Below are 21,402 nucleotides of genomic sequence, written 5' to 3' on the forward strand. Positions count from 1 at the left end.
TTATCAATTAGAATGAGTAGTTCGGTGACTCTTTAGTAATTTGAACATCATGTGGGTGACTTTCTGCTAAACCTGCTGCACTCATTTTTGTAAATTGCGCTTCATCGCGTAATGCTTTCAAGTTAGCTGAGCCTGTGTAACCCATACCACTCTTCACACCACCGATAAGTTGATAAATCGTATCAGCTAATGGTCCTTTGTAGTCAATACGGCCTTCTACACCTTCTGGCACGTATTTTTTAGGTGTTTTGTCTTCTTGGAAATAACGGTCGTTTGAACCACTTTCCATTGCACCTAATGAACCCATACCGCGATATACTTTATATTGACGACCTTGGAACATTTCAACCATGCCCGGGCTTTCTTCAGTACCTGCAAGCAAGCTACCTAACATGACTGCATGGCCACCTGCTGCTAAAGCTTTCACGATATCGCCTGAGAATTTAATACCGCCGTCTGCAATAATTGTTTTACCGTGATTACGTGCTTCTGTCGCACAATCATAAATCGCTGTGATTTGAGGCACACCGACACCTGCAACGACACGTGTTGTACAGATTGAACCTGGTCCGATACCCACTTTAACAACGTCTGCACCTGCTTCGAACAATGCTTTTGTTCCAGCTGCTGTCGCTACGTTACCAGCAATGACTGTAATTTCAGGGTATTTTTCTTTAATTGCACGGACTTGATTGATGACACCTTGTGAGTGACCGTGTGCTGTATCGATCACTAATGCATCCACGCCCGCTTCTACTAATTTTTGTGCACGAATGTCTGTATCTTTCGCAATACCAATCGCTGCAGCTACAAGTAAGCGACCGTGTGCATCTTTAGCTGAATATGGGTATTCATGTACTTTTTCAATGTCTTTAATTGTAATTAATCCTTGTAATACACCATCTTCAACAAGCGGTAATTTTTCAATTTTGTGTGCTTGTAAAATTTCTTCCGCTTCTTGTAACGTTGTACCAACTGGAGCTGTAACTAAATCTTCTTGTGTCATGACATCAGAAATTTTAATTGAAAAGTCTTCAATAAATCTCAAGTCACGATTTGTCAGGATACCAACAAGTTTACGTGATGTTTTATCGTCGACAATAGGCACACCTGAAATACGGTATTTACCCATTAATGCTTCTGCTTCATAAACACTTTCTTCTGGTGTAAGGAAGAACGGATCTGTGATAACACCATTTTCTGAACGTTTAACTTTTTGTACTTCGTCTGCTTGGCGCTCGATGCTCATATTTTTATGAATCACACCTAAGCCACCTTGTCTTGCCATTGCAATCGCCATTTTAGACTCTGTTACTGTGTCCATACCCGCTGAAATCACAGGGATGTTTAACTTAATTTTGTCTGATAATTCTACACTTAAGTCGACTTCTTTCGGTAACACATTTGATTCTGCTGGGATTAAAAGTACATCATCAAAAGTGAGTGCTTCTTTTACAAACTTGTTTTCCCACATAACTATTGACAGCCTCCATTCATTTTTATACCTATTATTATTTCACATTTTCTTTGCTTTGTTGATAGTTTATACCATTAAAAAATAAATTCAAGATAATTGCTGAAACCGTACCTAACACGATACCGTTTTGTGTAAACCATGCGAATTGATCGCCAAGACCTTTGAAAGCTTCAGGTACTGCAGTAATCCCTGCACCTAACCCTACTGAAATCGCAATGATTAATAAATTGTTTTGGTTTTTAAAGTTAATATCAATGAGAATACGCACGCCATATGCCATGACCATACCAAACATGGCAAGCATTGCGCCACCGAGTACAGATAATGGAATAATGTTCGCAAGTGCCCCGAGTTTCGGAATACAGCCACAAATGACGAGTAAAATCACCATGCCATAGATGACATCGTTCTTTTTAACACCTGATAATGACACTAAACCGACATTTTGAGAATAAGCCGTATAAGGAAAAGCATTAAAAATTGAACCTAATGTAATCGCAATCCCTTCAGCCATATAACCTTTTCTGAAATCTTTACGCTCGAGTTCTTTTCCTGTAATCTTACTCAAGGCGTGATAAACACCTGTGGATTCGATTAAGCTGACTAATGCGACGATGAAAAAGACAATCGTAGCACCGACATCAAAAGAAAAGCCTGTGAATCTAAATGGTTTCGGAAGTTCAAACCAGTTCGCCTGTCCGACTTGCGCGACATCAACGAGACCAAATACACTTGCTAAAATCGTGCCGAATACTAGACCAAGTAAAATCGCAATGGACTTTAAAAATCCTTTTGCAAAACGTTGTAACACTAAAATAATCACGAGTGTCGCAAAACCGAGTAAAATATGTTTCGGGTCACCGTAATCTTTAGCCCCTTGTCCCCCTGCCATATAATTCATTGCAACAGGCATTAATGTAATACCAATAATGGTTACGACACTCCCTGTCACAACAGGTGGGAAAAGCTTGACTAACGACGCGAAAAACGGAGCAATGATGACCACCAATAGCCCTGATAAGAAGAGCGAACCGTACAACACGTCGATACCTTTCGTTTGGCCGATTAAAATCATTGGTGCAACTGCTGTAAATGTACATCCTAATACGACTGGCAATCCAATTCCGATGCCGCGATAAACTTGGAGAAAAGTTGCAACCCCACACATGAAAATATCCACTGTCACTAAGTAAGCAATCTGTTCAGGTGTGAAGTTCAAACTTGTTCCTACTATTATAGGTACAAGAATGGCACCTGCATACATCGCGAGTAAATGTTGTAAACTTAATAAAAATCGTTTCATGACTCTGTATCTCCTACTAACGTTACTCGGTTGCCTGCTAATGAAGCAACTTGGCATAATGATGATACTGTTAAGCCAGCCTCTTCTAAGCGAGAACGACCTTGTTGGAAACTTTTCTCTACTAAAATGCCGACACCGACAGTTGTTGCGCCAGCTTGTTCAACTAAGCGATGTAAACCTAATGCAGCTTCACCGTTTGCTAAAAAATCATCAATAATTAACACTTTGTCATCAGCAGATAAAAACTCTTCAGAAATAATGACTGTATTGGTCTTGTTTTTAGTAAACGAGTGCACATCCGTTTGGAAATAGCCTGCATTCAACGTACTTGGTTTAGCCTTTTTTGCAAACAGACAAGGTACATCAAAACGATAAGCAGCCATGATAGCAGGTGCGATACCCGATGCCTCAATAGTCAGAATTTTTGTCACACCTTGATCTACAAACTGTTCGTAAAAGGTTTGACCAATGTCGTACATTAAACCTGCATCGATTTGGTGATTTAAAAACCCATCTACTTTAAGAATCTTTTCATCAATCACGACGCCGTCTTCCATGACCTTTCTTCTCAATGCGTCCACTACTATTCCTCCTCGAAAAAGATATCAAAAAAACCCAAAACTAAAGAATAGCGTTTCAGGTATACGAGTAAGAGTCATACAATTGTAAAGTGGCACTATGTCACGTCTAAAGGCCTAGCGTAGTGATGCGCGGAGAAATGGATACCGTACATATACAGGCATTGATACAGCGCGTTACATATTACATAGATGTCCCATTACTCATAGTCATGTCGTTTAAGGCAACATGGTAGAAACTTCTAAAGCCATATTCTTCAGATTATATGAGCGTGATAAATTATTACATGATGATAGCAAATTTAAAGTACTTACGCAATACTATCGTACTAAATCAAGTGTTTTCAGAAATTTATGTAAATTCTTGCTTATTCGTGGAGTAAAGGCCATAATAATGATGTAACCGTTTAACGCGTTTAAAATACGGGTAAATAAATATAAAACATGATCGGGAGGGTTTCATAGCATGACACTTTATAAAATCTCAAAATGCGAAGTCAAACGAACTGAAGACGAAGCAGTTCAATATGTAGATCAATTATTAAAAGAAGGCGTTGAAGAAAATCAAATCGTCGTCTTAAGTAAAGACAAGCTGAACACAGATCGTTTCCATGATTCTCAAATTCGACACAAAACAACAACAGGTACGATTAGTGAAAAGTTCATGCGCTTTTTCATTGGTGAAGATGGTGAAGAAGCTGCATTAGCAAAATTTGGTTTCTCTGAAGAACAAAAAGAAGATCTGAAACAAGACATTTTAAACAACAAAATTGTAATTATGGTTCAAGAATTGAAATATGGTCAAGATGAATATGAAAAACATAACGTTGCGAACCAAAAGTTACAAGATAAACATGCACCATCTGAACATCATGGTGAGATTGAGTAATTCACACCTCGTGCATGTATCTCTTCCTTCTTCACCCAAGATTTAACCCGACTTTCGACTTTCGTACGTAGAGGTCTCTCTATTGTATAGAAAGTGTTAAATCTTGGGTGAAGTATTGATGTCTAGAGATCAACCTTCCTATGTTCCCCGTTAATTGTGCTATTTCTTTCTCCATATATGCTATACTATAGCCATTAAGAGAGGTGAAGTGACATGCATTTTGTACATATTCAATCAACCCAAGATCCATGGTATGTCCCAGCAATCGCGTTTTATATGGATAAACTAGACCCCCTCGTAACAGAAGACGAGTCTGTATTTGAACAATCCTTGAAAACAGAAAAAACACAATATGATTTCGTATTTATCGTTGGCATAGAAGATAATGAAGTCGTCAGTTTTGCGACAGCCCATTATGAAGCAACGACGAATGTTGGCTTTTTAGTCTATCTGATTAGTCAACCCGGCGAAAATTGTGAACATTACCTTAAAGTAACACTCGAACAAATCGAACGAGATGTGAATCAAATTTCTAATCAGCTCCACGGTCGTGATGTGAATTTCTTCATGTTCGAGTCGACATTTGAATCACCTGACGTGGACACTGAGACAGCAGATAAAATTGCTTTTCGTCGTCGCTTTTTAGTACAAAACGGCTATGAAAAACAGAGTGATATTACCTATTTACAACCTTCATTAGATCGTAATGGTAAACCCGTACCGATGGAGTTGTACATTAAAGCGAATATTCCTCTAACGAAGGATATTTTCGGTACAAGTATTAAATCTGCGTACATTATCAAATATGTTTTTGCAAACCGGATTCCAAGACATGTAATTTATCCGTTGCTTGTTAAAATGGATTTACGTAAAGAACCCTATGCCTAAGCCCTTGAAATCAGCCGTTAAAGCCGTTACAATGATATAGAGGTAAGACTGACGGGTCACTGAACGCACACTACCGACAGTCTAAAAACATGAGAGAAAGGACCTAATGGCATATGCTTACAAAAGAATTCGCTCAAAAATCTGAGCTTAGTGAAAAACAAGTCCGTAAAATTGTCCAACATCTTGAAGAACGCGGCTATCATTTAAACAAGACTGAATATCGTGGACGTGAAGCGACAGACTTTAAAGAAGAAGATATCGAACTCTTCCAAGAAATTGCTGAACGTGTCGCACAAACGAATAGCTACGATCTTGCTTTCGAAGCGCTCGAAAAAGAAAAAGACTTTTTACAAGTCATCGTTAAAGAAAACGATCATCAATTACCAACTGACCAACAAGTCCCACAATTGATTCAAGAATTGCGTCATGAAATCAATCAAATGCGTGAAGAACGTCAAATGTTAGGTCAAATGGTCTCACAAGTGCATCAACAACAAGAAGAGCTTAAAGCTTTACAACAGAAGTTACATACAGAGTTGGAAACGAGCAACAAGTCTCTTGAAGCGCTCACGACTGCACAGCAACAACAAACAGAGCAACTGACAAAAACGCAAGAAACGATTGAAACACAAACGAAAGAACATCAAGAGCTTGCTGAAACAATCCACCGCAACGAGAAAAAAGGGTTCTTTCAACGCTTATTTGGTGGTTAAAAAAATCTATGGTAGGCTAAACCATGAAGATGTCACGTTTCAATTTGACATACGTTTAAGTTGTATCATGAATCATTATTAAAAAATCATAAGCTAGGGGTGCTCGAGGTGAGCTGAGAAAGATGGTATCTTAACTCTTTGAACCTGACGTGGTTAGAACCAACGAAGGGAAGCGTAATATGACGACGAAATGGTCTCAAGTTTAATTATGAGCGATCACTTTATTTCAATCATATATGCATTCCTCTTGCATCCTTTTATGCAGGAGGTCTTTTTTTATGAAACAAACGATAATTATTGGTGCAGGCGTGATGGGGTTGTCTATTGCACGACAACTCGATTCCAAGCATCGCCATATCCGCATTATTGATCGTTCTACCCCACGAATGAACGCATCTTATGCAGCGGGTGGGATGTTAGGCGCACAAAATGAATTTTTTGAGGACACGCCACTTTATCGACTCGCCATGAAAAGTCGTGCGATGATGCCTGAATTAGCCCAAACGCTCGAACGAGAAACAGGCATCAACATAGAATATCAACAATACGGGCTCATCAAAGTCGCTTCTCAACTGCAAGATGTTCAAGCAGTGCATCAACAGTTCCAGTTTTTACATCATCATGACCACACTGTGACTCAACTGTCGACACAGCAATTGACTCGTCGGTTCCCCCATCTTGACCCATCACAAAGTGCCGCGTTTAAAATTCAAGACGACGGTCAAATTAATGCGAATATTTACACCCAAGCGCTCATTGCCTCAGTGACGCAACGCCCTCATATCGAATTGATGACCCACACCGAAGTTCACACGCTTCAACATTTGAACAACGGTTATCGTGTTGAGACATCAAAAGGCACATTTGATGCAGACGAACTCATTATTGCAGCTGGTGCATGGAGCGGCACGTTACTACAACAATTAGGTTTCGAACTACCGACACATCCAGTCAAAGGCGATGTTAAACTCATTGCATCTAATTACGACGGCTTAAAAGAAACCATTTTTAATATGAACGGTTGCTATATCGTTCCCAAACGTCCAAATCGCTTCTTAATTGGTGCTACGTCCGATTATGATTGTTGGGAAACTGAGAATAACGCTGACAATCTGGCTTGGCTTGATCGAGAAAGCTTCAACATGATTCCCGAATTACGTTCACACCACGTCATTAAAACATGGACAGGCATTCGTCCCATCACTGAAGATGAAGTCCCAATTATGGGAGAAGTCGCGCCACAACTTTTTGTCACGACGGGTCATTATCGTAATGGGATTTTACTGTCACCGATTGCTGGACTATTGATGGCGGAACTCGTTGATGGAGACAGAAAAGCACGTACACAACTTCATTCATTTACACCTCAAATCAAGCAAATATAAAAAATATATCTTGATTTTATACGTCCTTACTATTATCCTATTATAGAAGTCGGAATTAAAAAGGAAGCGTATGTATGTCTGTATTTTTAGTGATTATTAATTTAATAATTTTTCTTATTGCATTAATTAGCCTCTGGGTCATGGCTAAAAAACACGTCAAATTTCCAAAACGCGTGTTCTTTGCGCTTGGTCTAGGGATTGTATTAGGCCTTTTACTCCACCTGATTTATGGTGTTGAGGGCACAGTCACGTCTCAAACAACAGATTGGGTCGGTTTAATCGGGAATGGCTACATTTCATTGTTACAAATGATTGTCGTGCCACTCATTTTTGTTTCTATCGTCGCAGCATTTACGAAAATCGAAATTGGAGAAAAGTTTGCGAAAATGGGCAGCTTAATCTTCATGTTCCTCATTGGTACAGTGACGATTGCAGCGATTGTCGGTATCATCTATGCACTGGCATTCAATTTAGATGCCTCTAGTATCGACTTAGGTCAGGCAGAAAATGCACGTAGCGCGGAAATTGCTGATAAAGCGAAAGGGCTTACCGCGACCACTTTACCAACACAAATTTTAGAATTGTTGCCGTCAAATCCATTTTTAGATTTCACGGGTGCACGTGCAACATCTACTATTGCAGTCGTAATCTTTGCCGCATTTGTAGGCTTTGCGTTTTTACGTGTCGCACGCAAACAGCCTGAAAATGGACAAACTTTAAAACGTGGTATTGACGCCGTTTATGCACTTGTGATGGCGATCGTCACATTTGTATTGCGTCTGACACCTTATGGTATTTTGGCGATTATGATTAACACGATTGCCACGAGTGACTTTGCCGCGATTTGGACACTCGGTAAATTCGTCGTTGCATCATATGCTGCACTGATTACAATGTATATCATACACTTGATTATTTTAGCAGTTATTGGGGTCAACCCAGTTCAATATGTGAAGAAGACAGCTGAAGTTATTTTATTCGCGTTCACTTCACGTTCAAGTGCTGGTACATTGCCTTTAAATGTTCAAGCACAAACGAATCGTCTCGGTGTCCCACAAGCGATCGCAAACTTCTCGGGCTCATTCGGACTGTCTATCGGACAAAATGGCTGTGCGGGGATCTACCCTGCCATGCTTGCGATTATGGTCGCGCCTGTCGCAGGTGTTGAAGTGAATTTACAGTTCATCGTAACAGTCATTATCGTTGTCGTATTAAGTTCATTCGGTGTTGCAGGTGTTGGTGGAGGTGCAACGTTCGCCTCAATCCTTGTCTTATCTGCATTGAACTTGCCAGTCGGTCTTGCGGGTGTCTTAATTTCAGTCGAACCACTGATTGATATGGGTCGTACAGCACTCAACGTGAATGACTCTATCTTAGCGGGAACTGGCACTGCAAAACTGACAAAACAACTCGATGAAGATATTTTCCATTCGAACCATATGGACGAATTAACAGCACAACATTAGACGATTGTGTATTAATACAAAAAACGGCAAGCGTCATCAAAGGTTTTCCCTTTCATGATGTTTGCCGTTTTCTTATTGTTTGGAGAGTGTCTTCACGCTTCTTAAGTTGCAGTTTTAAGTAAATCGACTTGAATGATTTCGTCACATTGTTGTGCGAGCGTCAAATCATGCGTCGCGATAATGAGTGTTCGTGTCTCGTCGACCATGTCAAATAACAGTTCCATCACTTTTTGACCGTTTCCATCGTCTAAAGATCCCGTGGGTTCATCTGCTAAAATGAGTCTCGGTTCTTTCAGTATCAAACGCGCGAGGGCGACACGTTGTTGCTCACCGCCACTTAATGTCGCAACTTTACGCTTTCGATTTATATCAATCCCTACTTTTTGTAAGCAATTCGTTTTCAACTGTTGACGCTCTGATTTGGATGCCTTCTTGAAAGCAAGTGCCATGTCGAGGTTTTGATTAATAGTCATAGATTCAACGAGACCATAGTTTTGAAAAACATAGCCAAGTACATCTCGATAAAAACGATAATTTGTCTTTAATGGGCGTTGGTCCAGGTGCACTTCACCTTGCTTCAACGTTTCGAATCCTGCAATCGTATTCAATAAAGTTGATTTCCCTGAACCACTATGACCAATAAGCGCATAAGACTTCCCCGTTTCAAATGTTAAATTCACATTGTCAAAAATCGTACGCTTCCCTTTTTGAATCGTCACATTTTTTAATTCAATCATTCTTTCACCTTCACCTCTTTAGGCCACTTTGAAAAATCATGAATATACTCGATTTCAAAGACATACGCACCTTTGTGAATTACTTTCACATGATCAGACTTGGCATCATAGCCACCGAAATTCAAACGATATTTAAGTGGTTCGCCCGATTTGTCATATGCTTGGATATCTACATAGGTTTGTGTTCCTAATGGTACCACCGCATAAGATGTCTCCTTTTTCAAAAATGGGTTAAAGTAGTCGACATATGGAATACGTGCAAAAGCTAAAAATAACCCTCCTATCACTACAATAACACCCATCGTAATCAGCACATTTTTCTTCAATACTTATGCCTCCCTAATCAATGTATTAAATTGTTTTTCTAAGTAATGGATGTAAGCCCATTGAATGACGAATTGAAATAGTAAAATCACGCCAAATATCCATAGCACATTGATATTTTGTGTTTTCTCAAATAAGAACGCGCCAATAAGAGCAGTAAATAAAGCATTTAATATGATATAGTTGCGATAGTTTTGCCAACGTCTGAAGCCAAACATTTTTCGCATGAGTAACCATTGACGATGCTGTTCAAAGTAATGCAATACATCTAATAATGTCACGATACACAAGACGGCCATCGCGATTGTACTAGAAAAGCTATACACCACCCATTTCGTTTGCGCTTCTCGATACATTTTCATAACGCTGTCTTTATAATTAGTTACACCTTGAACATCATTTTTCAAATCAAAACGGTCGATATTACGGACGATGTTTTCATAATTTTTAAAAATCAGTTCTCCTTGTGATAATGCAGCATAATAATAAAATTCCGTTAAATCTGTTGCGCTCAACAATAAAATTGCAGGCGACTTCAAATAGGTTGTTGACAATCCTGTATTTACATCAAAAGCATACACTTGATACGGTTTTTTTATCTGCGTCACTTGTACCTTTGTCTTTGATTCTGGATTTGGAAGTTGGTAGTTCACCCAATCTTGAAAATCTGCGCGTATGGCTGAAGATTTATTTTTGGCTTGAGGAGGTAAATACAACTCTATTTGCCCAGGTCGGTCTTCTAAATTCGGTAACTCTCGTAATTGAGCCTTAAAAAAATCAACAAAGTTTTGATTGACAAACAGCACATTTCCTTCGTCTGGCATATAATTTGTTTGACTTGGTTCATACAACACATTTTGATTCATCAGCAGAGCTTGCTCATGTTGCTCACTGTATATAAACATTTGATGATATCGTTTCGCAAATTCCAATTCTTCGTTCATACTACGCCGTATGGGTTTCAAGTCAATGGTGTAATAATCATCTAATTTGCCCCACCATGCTTCTGTTTCTTGAATTTGTTCTAACTTTTTCATTTGATTAAGATTCGGCAAAATGAGAAGTGTGAGTAAAACTAACATACTCAACTTAGAGATATGATTCATCGCACGTAACAGACGATATGGTTTGAGCCCTTTAATCATCAATGGAATATCTATCCGGATAAGTAATATACAAGACAGTAATGAACTGATAGATAAAATCCCCCAAAATAAAATATCCGCTACGATGAGACGACTTACAAAATATTCGAGTTGACCGTCCAATCCTAACCATTTCAACAATCCTATCGAAAGAAGTCCGACACTTACGGCTAATATGAACCATCTGATAATAGTTTTTTTAATATTCAGAAATAAGATGTTAAAAAAGCGATAACCATGTAAACGCATCGTCGCATACGTTTTAAAATTTTGACTTCGATAATGCAAATGATACAATAAATAGATAGTGAGTAATGTCACAAATGGAAGCAGTACGCCTCGATTAATGAGCACATCACCATAGATCATCCATGATTGTACAGATCCAATCCTCACCTTAAGACCGACACTCTCTAAAGTTGCTTTCAATTGATCCTTATTGTCGATATTATCTAATATGAAATAATCACCACGTACATCTCGCTGCATCAATTCATCATGCGTTAAACGATGGTAACTATATGTCGTATTCATAGGCGCAATAGTGTGATGATTGGTTTTCTCATTAAACGCATAAATCGCTTTATCGACTTGATGTTCTTTATGATCGATAACGACTTTAAAAATCGCAATATCTGCGTCTTTCGCAACCTTCTCAAACTTCTCAAAAACTTCTGCTTTCGAATGCTGATAGTCCCAGCTTTCAACTTCAAGCATCACACGACTTCCAGTAAGGATTTCGCTATCCTCTTCGTACAGTACAAGCATTAAAAATAAGCTTATTAGTGTAAGCGTGACCACATCTAATAAGTGTTTCGTCCACTTCATTGCTCACCTCTATAAATTTGTAATTTAGTATACATTATAATATGCTTCATTAACCCACCACCATCTCTTTGACGATGATGCTAGTGCTCTAACTCCAGGTTTTCTAAACCCACTAAACGATCTTGTTTTTCCAATTGCTGTTGAACTATGGTATCTATAGTTATTACTATAATATGACCATACGTATTTACTTCCCACACCATAATTCCAAGTTCCTCCTTCAGTATAGATAGTTTCTGCACTGACTAAACTAGACGAACCAACACCTATTAACAATAACCCAGCGACTAAAGCACTCAAAATCTTATTTTTCATAATTTTATCCTCCTTTATAATAACATTACACTTTTATTATAATTTATAACAACCTGGTTTTCAACAATATTAGATAAATTCTTTTATCTTATTTCGCTTTTATGTATATGCAGAAATAAAATAGCTAAAAATAGAAGGACTTCATCTTTAATCCTAAAAAACTCCCCATCCACTTATTTTGAACGGGGAGAATTTATTTGATTTTCGATATCTTATTTTTTATTAAACCCTGACATTTGCAACCAATCGTTCATCTCCAATCGCTGTTTACTACTCATAAAGCCAGCAATTTGGTTGGACCATGTTTCATCACGTTTGCCTTGTGTACGTTCTTGATAATATTCAGAAACAGTTTGATCATAAGCTTCAATTTGTTGAGACAATTCAGCATCATCTTGGTTATACGTATCCACATGGAAGACATGTGATAACGGGAGACGTGGTTTCGGCGCGCCATTTTCATCATCTGCTGGTTCACCAATAGCCATACCAAATAGTGGAAAGACGTGCTCAGGTAAATTTAAAATTTCGCGTACACGTTGGACATCGTTACGCAATGAACCGAGATATACAATACCGTAACCCATATCTTCTGCAGTCAATGCAATGTTTTGAGCAGCTAAGGCAGCGTCCACTGTACCGACTAATAACCCTTCAGCCGATTCAAAACTCGCTTCCATGTCTGCATTCATTTTTTCGTTAATGAGTTGATGGCGATGGTAATCAATCACATAGACAAGTAAGTATCCATTTTCAACGACGTAAGGCTGACCTGAGACTTCTCTGAGTGCTTCTTTCTTTTCAACAGATTCTACACCTATAAATGATGTCGTTTGTAAATAGCTTGATGTAGATGCCATTTGTCCTGCTTCTATTAATTTTTCAATCGTTTTTCGTTCAATCGGTGTTGATTTAAATTTTCGTACTGAATGATGACGTTTCGCCAAATCATACACATATTCTGACATAAAAACACTCCTAACATCCTTTTCTTTCATCGTAACACTTGCCCTAGTAAAACGCATGCCTCTTGCATTATGACGTACCAATATTTATCATAATAGTAACAATATTCTGATAAAAGGAGTAGTTATATGTCCAATCACTTAGTCAATCAACTTTTTGATGCCTATCAAACGCGCACAGCCGTATCATTTCTCAATCCAGAACATGCGATTGATGAAGTCAAAGGTTATGAACTTCAAGCGCAACTCGTCGATAAATTAGCCACTGCACATGAAAGTCACGTTCGTGGATATAAGGTAAGTATGACAAGTACCGAAACACAAGCTTATGCCAATACACACGAACCTGCATATGGCACATTGTTAAGCAATGTTGTTAAAGATTCTCAAGCGCACATCAGCTTATCGAACTTATTTGCACCGTTAATCGAGCCGGAACTCGTCTTTGTGCTCACTGAGGATCTTTCAGCATCGCCTACAATTGAAGAAATTGTCGCTGCATCCCATATTGCGCCTGCGATTGAAATTCCTGATGCACGCTATATCGACTGGTTTCCAAACTTTACATTAGGCGACTTACTTGCTGATAACACTGCAACAGGCTTACTCGTGATCGGCACATCTGTATCAAATGTGAGTGTCGATACTTTAGAAGATATTACAATGACCTTAAAATATAACGGTGAAGTGACGCATATAGGTCATTCTACAGCAGTATTGGGCCATCCCGCAAAGGCAGTTCAATGGTTGGCACAAAAATTAAGCACTCATGGCAAGCACTTAACGAAAGGCATGGTCATTTCATCAGGTACATTTATCACACCTATTCCAGCACAACCTGGAACATATCACATCGATTATAGCAGCATTGGTGAAGTTCAAGCCACAATAGAACCATAAATGAAACGCGCTACATCTTACGTTAAAGTAACACGACCGAAAAATGTAGCGCTTTTATTTTGATGATGCTACCACGTTTCTTCATTAATAATCTTTTTTCACAAAACCATCTTTTACAATTTATCACTTAATTGAGAATGAAAGCATATAAATGATATTCAAATTTTTTACTCATTGACTCTATTCCATTTTTTATTCCATATTTATCAACTTCAATATCATCATCACTATAAGGAGGAAAATGTATTAAAACGACATTAAATGTGACCGAATTGTGATCAAAAAGTGGCGTTTTTACTGTATTTAACCTTTATTTCACCAATTAAGTCATCATTGCTATTAATTATGAAAGCGTTTTACTTCAAAGTGGATAAAAATATTTTGTATTTATTTGACGTAACGATTGTTCCATGTCATAATACTATTTGAGATTAGAATTATTATTAATAAGGAATTATCACAAAGTAAAACTTGATTCTAATCCAAATAATAATGATTCATAAAATAGGAGGATTTTGATTATGTCATTAATCGGTAAACAAATTGAGGAATTTTCAGCACAAGCATATAATGCAAAAACAGATGAATTTATTGAAGTGACACACGAAGATTTAAAAGGTAACTGGAGCGTTGTCGTATTCTACCCTGCAGATTTCTCATTCGTATGTCCAACTGAATTAGAAGATGTACAAAATCATTACGAAAAATTACAAGAGTTAGGTACAAACGTATTCTCTGTTTCTACAGATACTCACTTCGTACATAAAGCATGGCACGATCATTCAGATGCCATCAGCAAATTACAATATACAATGATTGGTGACCCATCTCAAACAATTACACGTCAATTTGATGTATTAGATGAAACTTCAGGTCTTGCACAACGTGGTACTTTCATCATTGACCCAGATGGTGTTGTTCAAGCAGCTGAAATCAATGCAGACGGTATCGGCCGTGACGCAAGCACACTTGTACACAAAATCAAAGCGGCACAATATGTCCGTCAAAATCCAGGTGAAGTTTGCCCAGCGAAATGGGAAGAAGGTAGCGAAACTTTAACTCCAGGATTAGATTTAGTCGGTAAAATTTAAGGAGGCTATACTGAATGTTAAATCAAGAATTAAAGCAACAACTTTCACAACTTCTTGATTTGATGGAAGGTGACGTTGTACTGAAGGTAAGCACTGGCGACGATGACCATTCTCAAAAAATGAATGATCTCGTTAATGAAGTTTCAGACATGTCATCTCGAATTACAGTAGAAAAAGCTGAATTAAAGCGTACACCTAGCTTTAGTATCAACAGACCAAATGAGGACACTGGCATTACATTTGCTGGTGTCCCTCTTGGTCATGAGTTCAATTCTTTTGTCCTTGCACTCTTACAAGTTAGTGGTCGTGCACCAAAAGAAGAACAATCTGTAATTGATCAAATCAAGTCTATCGACGAACCCCTTCATTTTGAAACATTTATTAGCTTAACATGTCAAAAATGCCCTGACGTAGTTCAAGCGTTAAACTTAATGAGTGTCATCAATCCAAACATTACGCATTCGATGATTGATGGTGCAGTTTTCAAAAAAGAAGCTGAAGATATTATGGCAGTACCCGCAATTTTCCTAAATGGTGAACAATTCGGTAACGGCCGTATGACAGTGACGGACATTCTTAGTGAATTAGGTCAAGGTCCTGATGCTTCTGAATTTGAAAATAAAGAAACATTTGACGTCCTTGTTGTTGGTGGCGGTCCTGCAAGTGCAAGCTCTGCGATTTATGCTGCACGTAAAGGTTTAAAAACAGGTATCGTAGCTGACAGAATCGGTGGTCAAGTCAATGACACAGCTGATATTGAAAACTTAATTGGTGTGAAGAAAACAACAGGTCCTTCACTTGCGACAAGTCTTGAAGAACACATTAAAGACTACAATGTGGATATCATGACTGGCGTACGTGCAGAAGGATTAGAAAAAACAGATGATATCGTTCATTTAACTTTAGATAACGGCGCAGTACTTAAAACACGTTCATTGATTATTGCGACAGGTGCACGTTGGAAGAAAATTGGCGTACCTGGTGAAGATACATTCGCAAACAAAGGTGTCGCATACTGCCCGCACTGTGACGGCCCTCTATTTGAAGGTAAAGATGTCGCGGTTATCGGTGGCGGTAACTCTGGTGTTGAAGCCGCGATTGACTTAGCAGGTATTTGTAAAAGCGTGACAGTCCTTGAATACGGTGCATCATTAAAAGCAGACTCTGTATTACAAGACCGTTTAAACTCATTACCAAATACAACAGTCATCACACACGCAGCAACACAAGAAATTAAAGGTGACGACCGTGTGAGCGGTATTGCTTACACTTGTAACGAAACAAACCAAGAAAAACATGTTGATTTAAATGGTGTCTTCGTTCAAATCGGTCTTTCTCCTAATACAGAATGGTTAGGCGATACTGTTCAACGTAACCGTATGGGTGAAATTGAAGTCGACCGTTTAGGTAACACAAATATCCCAGGTGTCTTTGCAGCAGGTGACTGTACAGACCAACGCTATAAACAGATTATTATTTCTATGGGATCAGGCGCAACAGCAGCATTATCTGCATTCGACTACTTGATTCGTAACTAAATAGGGTTATAAAATCAATCGGACTGGTGAAAAATGGTTGTCTTTTCACCAGTCCGATTTTCTATTTTGTTAATGTAAAGTCAACACGACTATTTCATCCATTAGTACAAACTTAAAAACACACGCCCTTTAGGTGCAATCAATAAAGGCCACTACAATAGACCTATTCTTATTCAATAAACAAAAAGATAAGGTAGAACACGAAAATTGAGTTTATCCCCATTCTCAAATGAAAGATTGATTGCTTTTGAAATACTGTGATTGGCATACCACTTTCTTAAAACATGCCACCCGTTTTTGGTTAGAGGACAAACTTAAGATTAGTAGAACGGTATGTCTCTAAAAAATCAAGTCCTTATTGATTGCAAATCTGGGCGAGACTCCTGAGGGGTAAAAACAAAGGCTTAATGCGATTTCTGATGTTTAATCGTGGCTGCTGTTTAACGCAGTAGCTGTCTGACTTCTCAATACGCTCGCTTTTGAGAAGTCTAGTCAGCCTTGCGGGGGCAGTACGACGAAACCTTTGTTACACATGAGATTTCTGTACTGCTCCCAAAATCCACTAACGCTTCCACAAATATAACAGTTCAATCAAACGTTAGTGAGTTAAAGGTTCAGCCCCTAGGAAAGGGAGCCCTTTGAGTGCAATCAATAAAGGACAAACATCTTAAATAGTGAAATACCGTTCTTGTCATCTGAATGCTTCTCTTATTACAATGTGCAATGAAATGCTCAAAAACACCTCAATCCTACAAAAACGAAATCAACCAGTTCCAAATTTTAGTGAAGATACTGACAATCGCTTCCCACAATTTTTGCAAGAAGTTACGTGTCTCTTCATTATCTAAATCCTTTAGTTTCTTCAACTTATCACCGGCTTGGCTTTGAATCATCTCTTTAAGTTCATTCGCCTGCTTTTTAAATGCATCCGGATCTTGATTCACAACATTGGATTGTGCAACATTCATCATAATATTTTGAATGACCGCAATTTCGTTATCACTTAAAATTTGATTCAATCCGCGCTCTGTTAATGTTTGGTTGACGATTTGGTTCACTGTTGTGCTGTTCAGTTGTTGTTGTTCAGCCTTTGCTTCAGCGATTTGGGCTTTCATTTCTGCGATTGCTTCATTCAATGCTTCATCAGAATAGCCCTCTTTATTTTTATGATTTTCACTAATTTGCGCTAAATGATTCATTTCTTGATTGGCATTTTGAATATCTTGCGCATTTAAACGATGACCTTGTGCGGCATAAGCTTTATAAATCCCTGTCAGCGCACCTTCACCCGTCACCTGATCGACAGAAGCAATTTTAATCGTCGCATCTTGAATCCCTGACGTAATCGCAGCATTCATATACTGTTCTCGTGTAATACGTGTAATATTTTCAGGTGTTTCAATTTCAACGTCGACACCACTCGTAAAGCGTTTCGGTTTAATCAAAGCACTAGAATGGATAAAGTCGTACTCTGTTCCTGTATATTCAATCACATCGGCATTCGTTACTTTGTACGTCGTCACATTGTTCCCCACACCCAATTTCTCTTTCGTCTCTTCAAGTTGATTATTGTTCAAATCGGCGCCTTGGATAAATATTTCTTCTTTTGGCTTAAATTCATTTGCGGCTTGAGCAACGCCTACCATCAACATCGATGTGACCACGCCACTAATTAATAGCTTTTTATACATTTCCGTCACTTCCTCCTAGTGCTACGCTATTTTCCTTATTTTACCATGAATGTCCAACAATATTATCATTCCTGGGACCTAAGCGTAAAAGTGTAGTGCCACTAGACTAAAGTTAGGTTTATGACAATACTTCCGATTCACAAGCAGTACCATAATCAATTTCGTACCCCATATCTTGAATCATTTCGTAGTCTAATTGATTCGGTTGTCCACCTGTAATTAAATAATCTCCAACGAAAATCGAATTCGCAACCATTAGCGCTGTCGCTTGTAATGAACGTAAATTAACTTCTCTCCCACCGGCAATACGAATTTCTTTTGTAGGATTAACTAAGCGAAAAAGTGCTAAAATACGTAAACAGCGTGTCGGTGTCAGTTGATCCATACTGCCAAATTTCGTTCCTTTAATCGGATGTAAAAAGTTGACTGGAATACTGTCAGCATCAATTTCTTTCAATGCAAAAGCCATATCCACGATGTCTTGATTCGACTCACCCATGCCACAAATCACACCTGAACATGGCGAAATGTTATTTTGCTTCATGATTTCAATTGTATTGACACGGTCTTCATATGTATGTGTCGTAACCACTTCATGATGATAGTTTTCACTTGTATTCAAATTGTGATTATAACGGTCCACACCAGCTGCTTTTAACTTTTCCGCTTGTGTCTCATTCGTTAACCCAAGACATGCGCATACTTTTAACTGTGGATGTGCCGCTTTAATTCGTTCAACAGACGACGTAATGTGATCAATTTCCTTATCACTCGGACCTCGACCGCTCATCACAATACAATACGTTCCAATTTCATTCTCTGCTGCGACGCGTGCACCTTCTGTAATTTCATCCTCTGAGATTAAGGCATAACGTTGCTTTTCTTTCATTTCACGTGATTGGCCACAATAGCCACAATCTTCAGGACAAATCCCACTTTTCGCATTTAAAATCATGTTTAACTTCACTTTATGTCCATAATAATGTTTGCGAAGTTGATACGCTTCATGTACAAGATCCATCGTGTCATATGACGGATTCACTAATAAATCTAATGCTTTCTCTGGAGTCAATGCACGACCTTCTAATATTTCTTTCGCTATTTTCATAGTCATTCCTCCTCATATAAAAGTCAGTATATCATAATTGTAACTATTTTTATAATTAAGTTTACAATATAAAAGGAGGTTCATTTTAAAGTACTTTGGGGTATACTGTATGGAGCGATATCACTAGAATTGCAAATACAACTTATAATCAAAGCAAAATCATCAAATTAAGACGGACCGCAGTCTAAAAATGCGTATGGAGGCGATAACATGGAGACATTTGAAGAATTTTTGAAAACCATTGAAAAAGAAGAGCACCGTGATAAATTGACAACAGTAATCGAAACAATACTACATCAATATCCTGAACTCACTATGGAAATTAAATGGAATCAACCGATGTTACTGTATAAAGAAAATGGCACTTTTATTTTAGGATTCAGTAAAGCAAAACCACACTTTGCCGTTGCACCAGAGAAATATACATTAGATACTTTTGCGAAAGATATTGAAAAAGCGGGCTATCAAATGACAAAAATGTTTATGAAAATCAAGTGGACGGATGAAGTCAATTATAAGTTATTGTACGACATCATTGATTTTAATATTCATGATAAAAAAGACTCTCGTTTCTTCTGGAGACAGTGATTGTTTGTAGTCACATAAAAACTGAGGGCTATACCCTATTTGCTCTCAGCGTTTTCTTTAATATATATTTGTTTAATCACAATACAATAACAATAGACATTTATGATTAGTATGATACATCAAATTTAAATTGACAGAATATTGGTAATTATAATATATTAATAGCACCCTATTTGAAGATTATGCTTAACGTAGCGGTAAACCTACATGACGAGGATAACGAAAATGCATAAATATTTTACTTTATCAGAATTTAACAGACTCATGATAAATGATATACTTATTTATTTAATTCCTTTACTCAGTATTACGGCATGGCAATTTTCTAATGCTTCAATCGTCTTTTTAACTTCAACTTATTCAATTGGTTTCATTTTGTTTAGTAAATTATCTGGTTATTTAATCGATCGACACAATAGCCGTATTATCCCTATTTATGCTTACATATTCAACGTTTTGCTTCATATTCTCTTTTTCATGTTCGTAATGTTTCATGCCACATCGTTCATTCAAATATTTATGTTTATTTTATTATTGAGTTTGACTTCTAGCCTACTTGAAATTAATACAAGTGTGTTTATTCCAGATTACTTCAACAAAAATTTAGCTTCCGTTAATAGCACGATTCAATTTGTAAGATCTATCGTTAACTTCATTTCACCTATCATCGTTTTCACATTAAGCACGCATGTCATTATCGCTTTTACGATACTCATTACTTTGCAAATTTTAAACTTATGCCTCTATATGCTGATTTTCAGAAAAACGGCATATAGACAAGTCACTGCTGTACACCATCATTCTGAAAGTAACCGAATTAACGCGTTTAAATATATATTCAGCAATAAAAACTTGTCACTCATCATTTTAGTTACAATAGGTATCAATTTTTCAATGACGATACTTGCCAATACGATTGTGATTTACATCATTAGAGACTTACACATTGACAGCAAAGTTTCTGGAATCATCATTAGTTTATTATCAATAGGTGCGATTTTAGGTGCTTTAATACCTACATGGATTTTAAAAAGATATTCACTTAAAAAATCAATAGGCATTGTTAATTTACTCTTAAGTCTTCCTTTTATTCTTATTTTATTCGATGCTTACTTATTTTTTGTTGGTGTATTTTTAGGTTATCTTTGTAGAAGTTTTGGTAGTGTATTACGAACAACGATGCAATATCAAATCATTCCTGCCCATATTCGTGGAAAGGTAAACTCGACCATCTATTTATTCACTTGGGGAACGATTCCTATCGCTGGCTATACCGCTTCTGTCCTATTACACTGGATGTCTTTGCATACATTATATACCATCATCACAATTGTGTTTATATTAGCGAATAGTCTGTTTCTATTGAGTGAAAAGATGACAATCACCTCGCGTAATGACAGGGGTTGACGTATTCCGCACCTCTACACAAAATAAAAACGACCACTGATGCCTCATAGTTACGATACTATGAAC

19 protein-coding genes, 1 pseudogene and 2 riboswitches are annotated in these 21,402 nt (G+C 37.8%); of the genes and pseudogenes, 10 read left to right on the top strand and 10 right to left on the bottom strand.

The window, feature by feature from the left end; all coding sequences use genetic code 11:
* Window positions 1-7: 7 nt before the first annotated feature.
* From guaB to xpt, 3 genes are read right to left on the bottom strand one after another with little or no spacing between them, the layout of a single operon-like run.
* Entirely contained in the window at window positions 8-1,474 is a 1,467-nt protein-coding gene (gene guaB / locus CCE82_RS07425) for an IMP dehydrogenase (protein WP_086428776.1), read from the bottom strand.
* Window positions 1,475-1,511: 37 nt separating this feature from the next.
* Window positions 1,512-2,780, bottom strand: a complete 1,269-nt coding sequence (gene pbuX, locus CCE82_RS07430) for a xanthine permease PbuX (protein ID WP_086428777.1) — start codon at window positions 2,778-2,780, stop codon at window positions 1,512-1,514.
* Entirely contained in the window at window positions 2,777-3,361 is a 585-nt protein-coding gene (gene xpt, locus CCE82_RS07435) for a xanthine phosphoribosyltransferase (protein WP_086428778.1), read from the bottom strand. The genes pbuX and xpt overlap by 4 nt, the downstream gene beginning before the upstream one ends.
* A gap of 184 nt (window positions 3,362-3,545) precedes the next feature.
* Window positions 3,546-3,648: riboswitch (purine riboswitch) on the bottom strand.
* A gap of 176 nt (window positions 3,649-3,824) precedes the next feature.
* On the opposite strand from xpt, the gene CCE82_RS07440 reads away from it, so the two are divergent.
* The 5 genes and pseudogenes from CCE82_RS07440 (at window position 3,825) to CCE82_RS07460 (ending at window position 8,699) form a co-directional block, all read left to right on the top strand.
* On the top strand, window positions 3,825-4,247 hold the full coding sequence (locus CCE82_RS07440) for a general stress protein (protein WP_086428779.1): 423 nt from the start codon (window positions 3,825-3,827) through the stop codon (window positions 4,245-4,247).
* Window positions 4,248-4,460: 213 nt separating this feature from the next.
* Window positions 4,461-5,135: a hypothetical protein gene (locus tag CCE82_RS07445; RefSeq protein ID WP_086428780.1), complete on the top strand. Its 675-nt coding sequence runs from the start codon at window positions 4,461-4,463 to the stop codon at window positions 5,133-5,135.
* Between the two features lie 113 nt (window positions 5,136-5,248).
* Window positions 5,249-5,779: pseudogene (locus tag CCE82_RS07450) on the top strand (DNA-binding protein); the annotation flags it as partial.
* A gap of 154 nt (window positions 5,780-5,933) precedes the next feature.
* A riboswitch (TPP riboswitch) is annotated at window positions 5,934-6,036 on the top strand.
* Between the two features lie 90 nt (window positions 6,037-6,126).
* Window positions 6,127-7,233, top strand: a complete 1,107-nt coding sequence (thiO, locus tag CCE82_RS07455; RefSeq protein WP_086428782.1) for a glycine oxidase ThiO — start codon at window positions 6,127-6,129, stop codon at window positions 7,231-7,233.
* Window positions 7,234-7,307: 74 nt separating this feature from the next.
* Window positions 7,308-8,699, top strand: coding sequence for an L-cystine transporter (locus tag CCE82_RS07460; protein WP_086428783.1), 1,392 nt, complete (start codon window positions 7,308-7,310; stop codon window positions 8,697-8,699).
* A 101-nt stretch (window positions 8,700-8,800) separates the two neighbouring features.
* On the opposite strand, the gene CCE82_RS07465 is transcribed toward CCE82_RS07460, so the two are convergent.
* From CCE82_RS07465 to nfsA, 5 genes are all read right to left on the bottom strand, one after another.
* Window positions 8,801-9,436 carry a putative bacteriocin export ABC transporter gene (locus CCE82_RS07465; RefSeq protein ID WP_086428784.1) on the bottom strand — a complete coding sequence of 212 codons (636 nt, stop codon included), beginning with the start codon at window positions 9,434-9,436 and terminating at the stop codon, window positions 8,801-8,803.
* The gene (locus CCE82_RS07470; RefSeq protein ID WP_086428785.1) at window positions 9,433-9,762 is read right to left on the bottom strand and encodes a YxeA family protein; all 330 of its coding nucleotides are present in this window, start codon (window positions 9,760-9,762) and stop codon (window positions 9,433-9,435) included. Before CCE82_RS07470 ends, CCE82_RS07465 begins: the two co-directional genes overlap by 4 nt.
* 3 nt (window positions 9,763-9,765) lie before the next feature.
* On the bottom strand, window positions 9,766-11,733 hold the full coding sequence (locus CCE82_RS07475) for a bacteriocin-associated integral membrane family protein (protein WP_086428786.1): 1,968 nt from the start codon (window positions 11,731-11,733) through the stop codon (window positions 9,766-9,768).
* A 24-nt stretch (window positions 11,734-11,757) separates the two neighbouring features.
* Entirely contained in the window at window positions 11,758-12,048 is a 291-nt protein-coding gene (locus CCE82_RS07480; RefSeq protein ID WP_086428787.1) for a lactococcin 972 family bacteriocin, read from the bottom strand.
* 212 nt (window positions 12,049-12,260) lie between these two features.
* Window positions 12,261-13,016: an oxygen-insensitive NADPH nitroreductase gene (gene nfsA / locus CCE82_RS07485; RefSeq protein ID WP_086428788.1), complete on the bottom strand. Its 756-nt coding sequence runs from the start codon at window positions 13,014-13,016 to the stop codon at window positions 12,261-12,263.
* A 126-nt stretch (window positions 13,017-13,142) separates the two neighbouring features.
* On the opposite strand from nfsA, the gene CCE82_RS07490 reads away from it, so the two are divergent.
* From CCE82_RS07490 to ahpF, 3 genes are all read left to right on the top strand, one after another.
* On the top strand, window positions 13,143-13,913 hold the full coding sequence (locus tag CCE82_RS07490; RefSeq protein ID WP_086428789.1) for a 2-keto-4-pentenoate hydratase: 771 nt from the start codon (window positions 13,143-13,145) through the stop codon (window positions 13,911-13,913).
* Between the two features lie 521 nt (window positions 13,914-14,434).
* Window positions 14,435-15,004 (top strand): alkyl hydroperoxide reductase subunit C, encoded by a 570-nt coding sequence (gene ahpC / locus CCE82_RS07495; protein ID WP_086428790.1) that lies wholly within the window; start codon window positions 14,435-14,437, stop codon window positions 15,002-15,004.
* 14 nt (window positions 15,005-15,018) lie between these two features.
* Complete coding sequence (ahpF, locus tag CCE82_RS07500; protein ID WP_086428791.1) at window positions 15,019-16,542, top strand: alkyl hydroperoxide reductase subunit F; 1,524 nt, start codon at window positions 15,019-15,021, stop codon at window positions 16,540-16,542.
* Between the two features lie 749 nt (window positions 16,543-17,291).
* On the opposite strand, the gene CCE82_RS07505 is transcribed toward ahpF, so the two are convergent.
* Both CCE82_RS07505 and bioB read right to left on the bottom strand, forming a co-directional pair.
* Entirely contained in the window at window positions 17,292-18,233 is a 942-nt protein-coding gene (locus CCE82_RS07505; RefSeq protein ID WP_086428792.1) for a DUF1002 domain-containing protein, read from the bottom strand.
* A gap of 118 nt (window positions 18,234-18,351) precedes the next feature.
* Entirely contained in the window at window positions 18,352-19,341 is a 990-nt protein-coding gene (bioB, locus tag CCE82_RS07510) for a biotin synthase BioB (protein WP_086428793.1), read from the bottom strand.
* 210 nt (window positions 19,342-19,551) lie between these two features.
* Between bioB and CCE82_RS07515 the strand changes: the two genes are divergently transcribed.
* Together CCE82_RS07515 and CCE82_RS07520 are read left to right on the top strand one after the other, a co-directional pair.
* Window positions 19,552-19,929: an iron chaperone gene (locus CCE82_RS07515; protein WP_086428794.1), complete on the top strand. Its 378-nt coding sequence runs from the start codon at window positions 19,552-19,554 to the stop codon at window positions 19,927-19,929.
* A 225-nt stretch (window positions 19,930-20,154) separates the two neighbouring features.
* Window positions 20,155-21,336, top strand: coding sequence for an MFS transporter (locus CCE82_RS07520; RefSeq protein ID WP_159454524.1), 1,182 nt, complete (start codon window positions 20,155-20,157; stop codon window positions 21,334-21,336).
* Window positions 21,337-21,402 lie beyond the last annotated feature (66 nt).

The organism is Staphylococcus cornubiensis (assembly GCF_900183575.1).
GTDB lineage: Bacteria > Bacillota > Bacilli > Staphylococcales > Staphylococcaceae > Staphylococcus > Staphylococcus cornubiensis.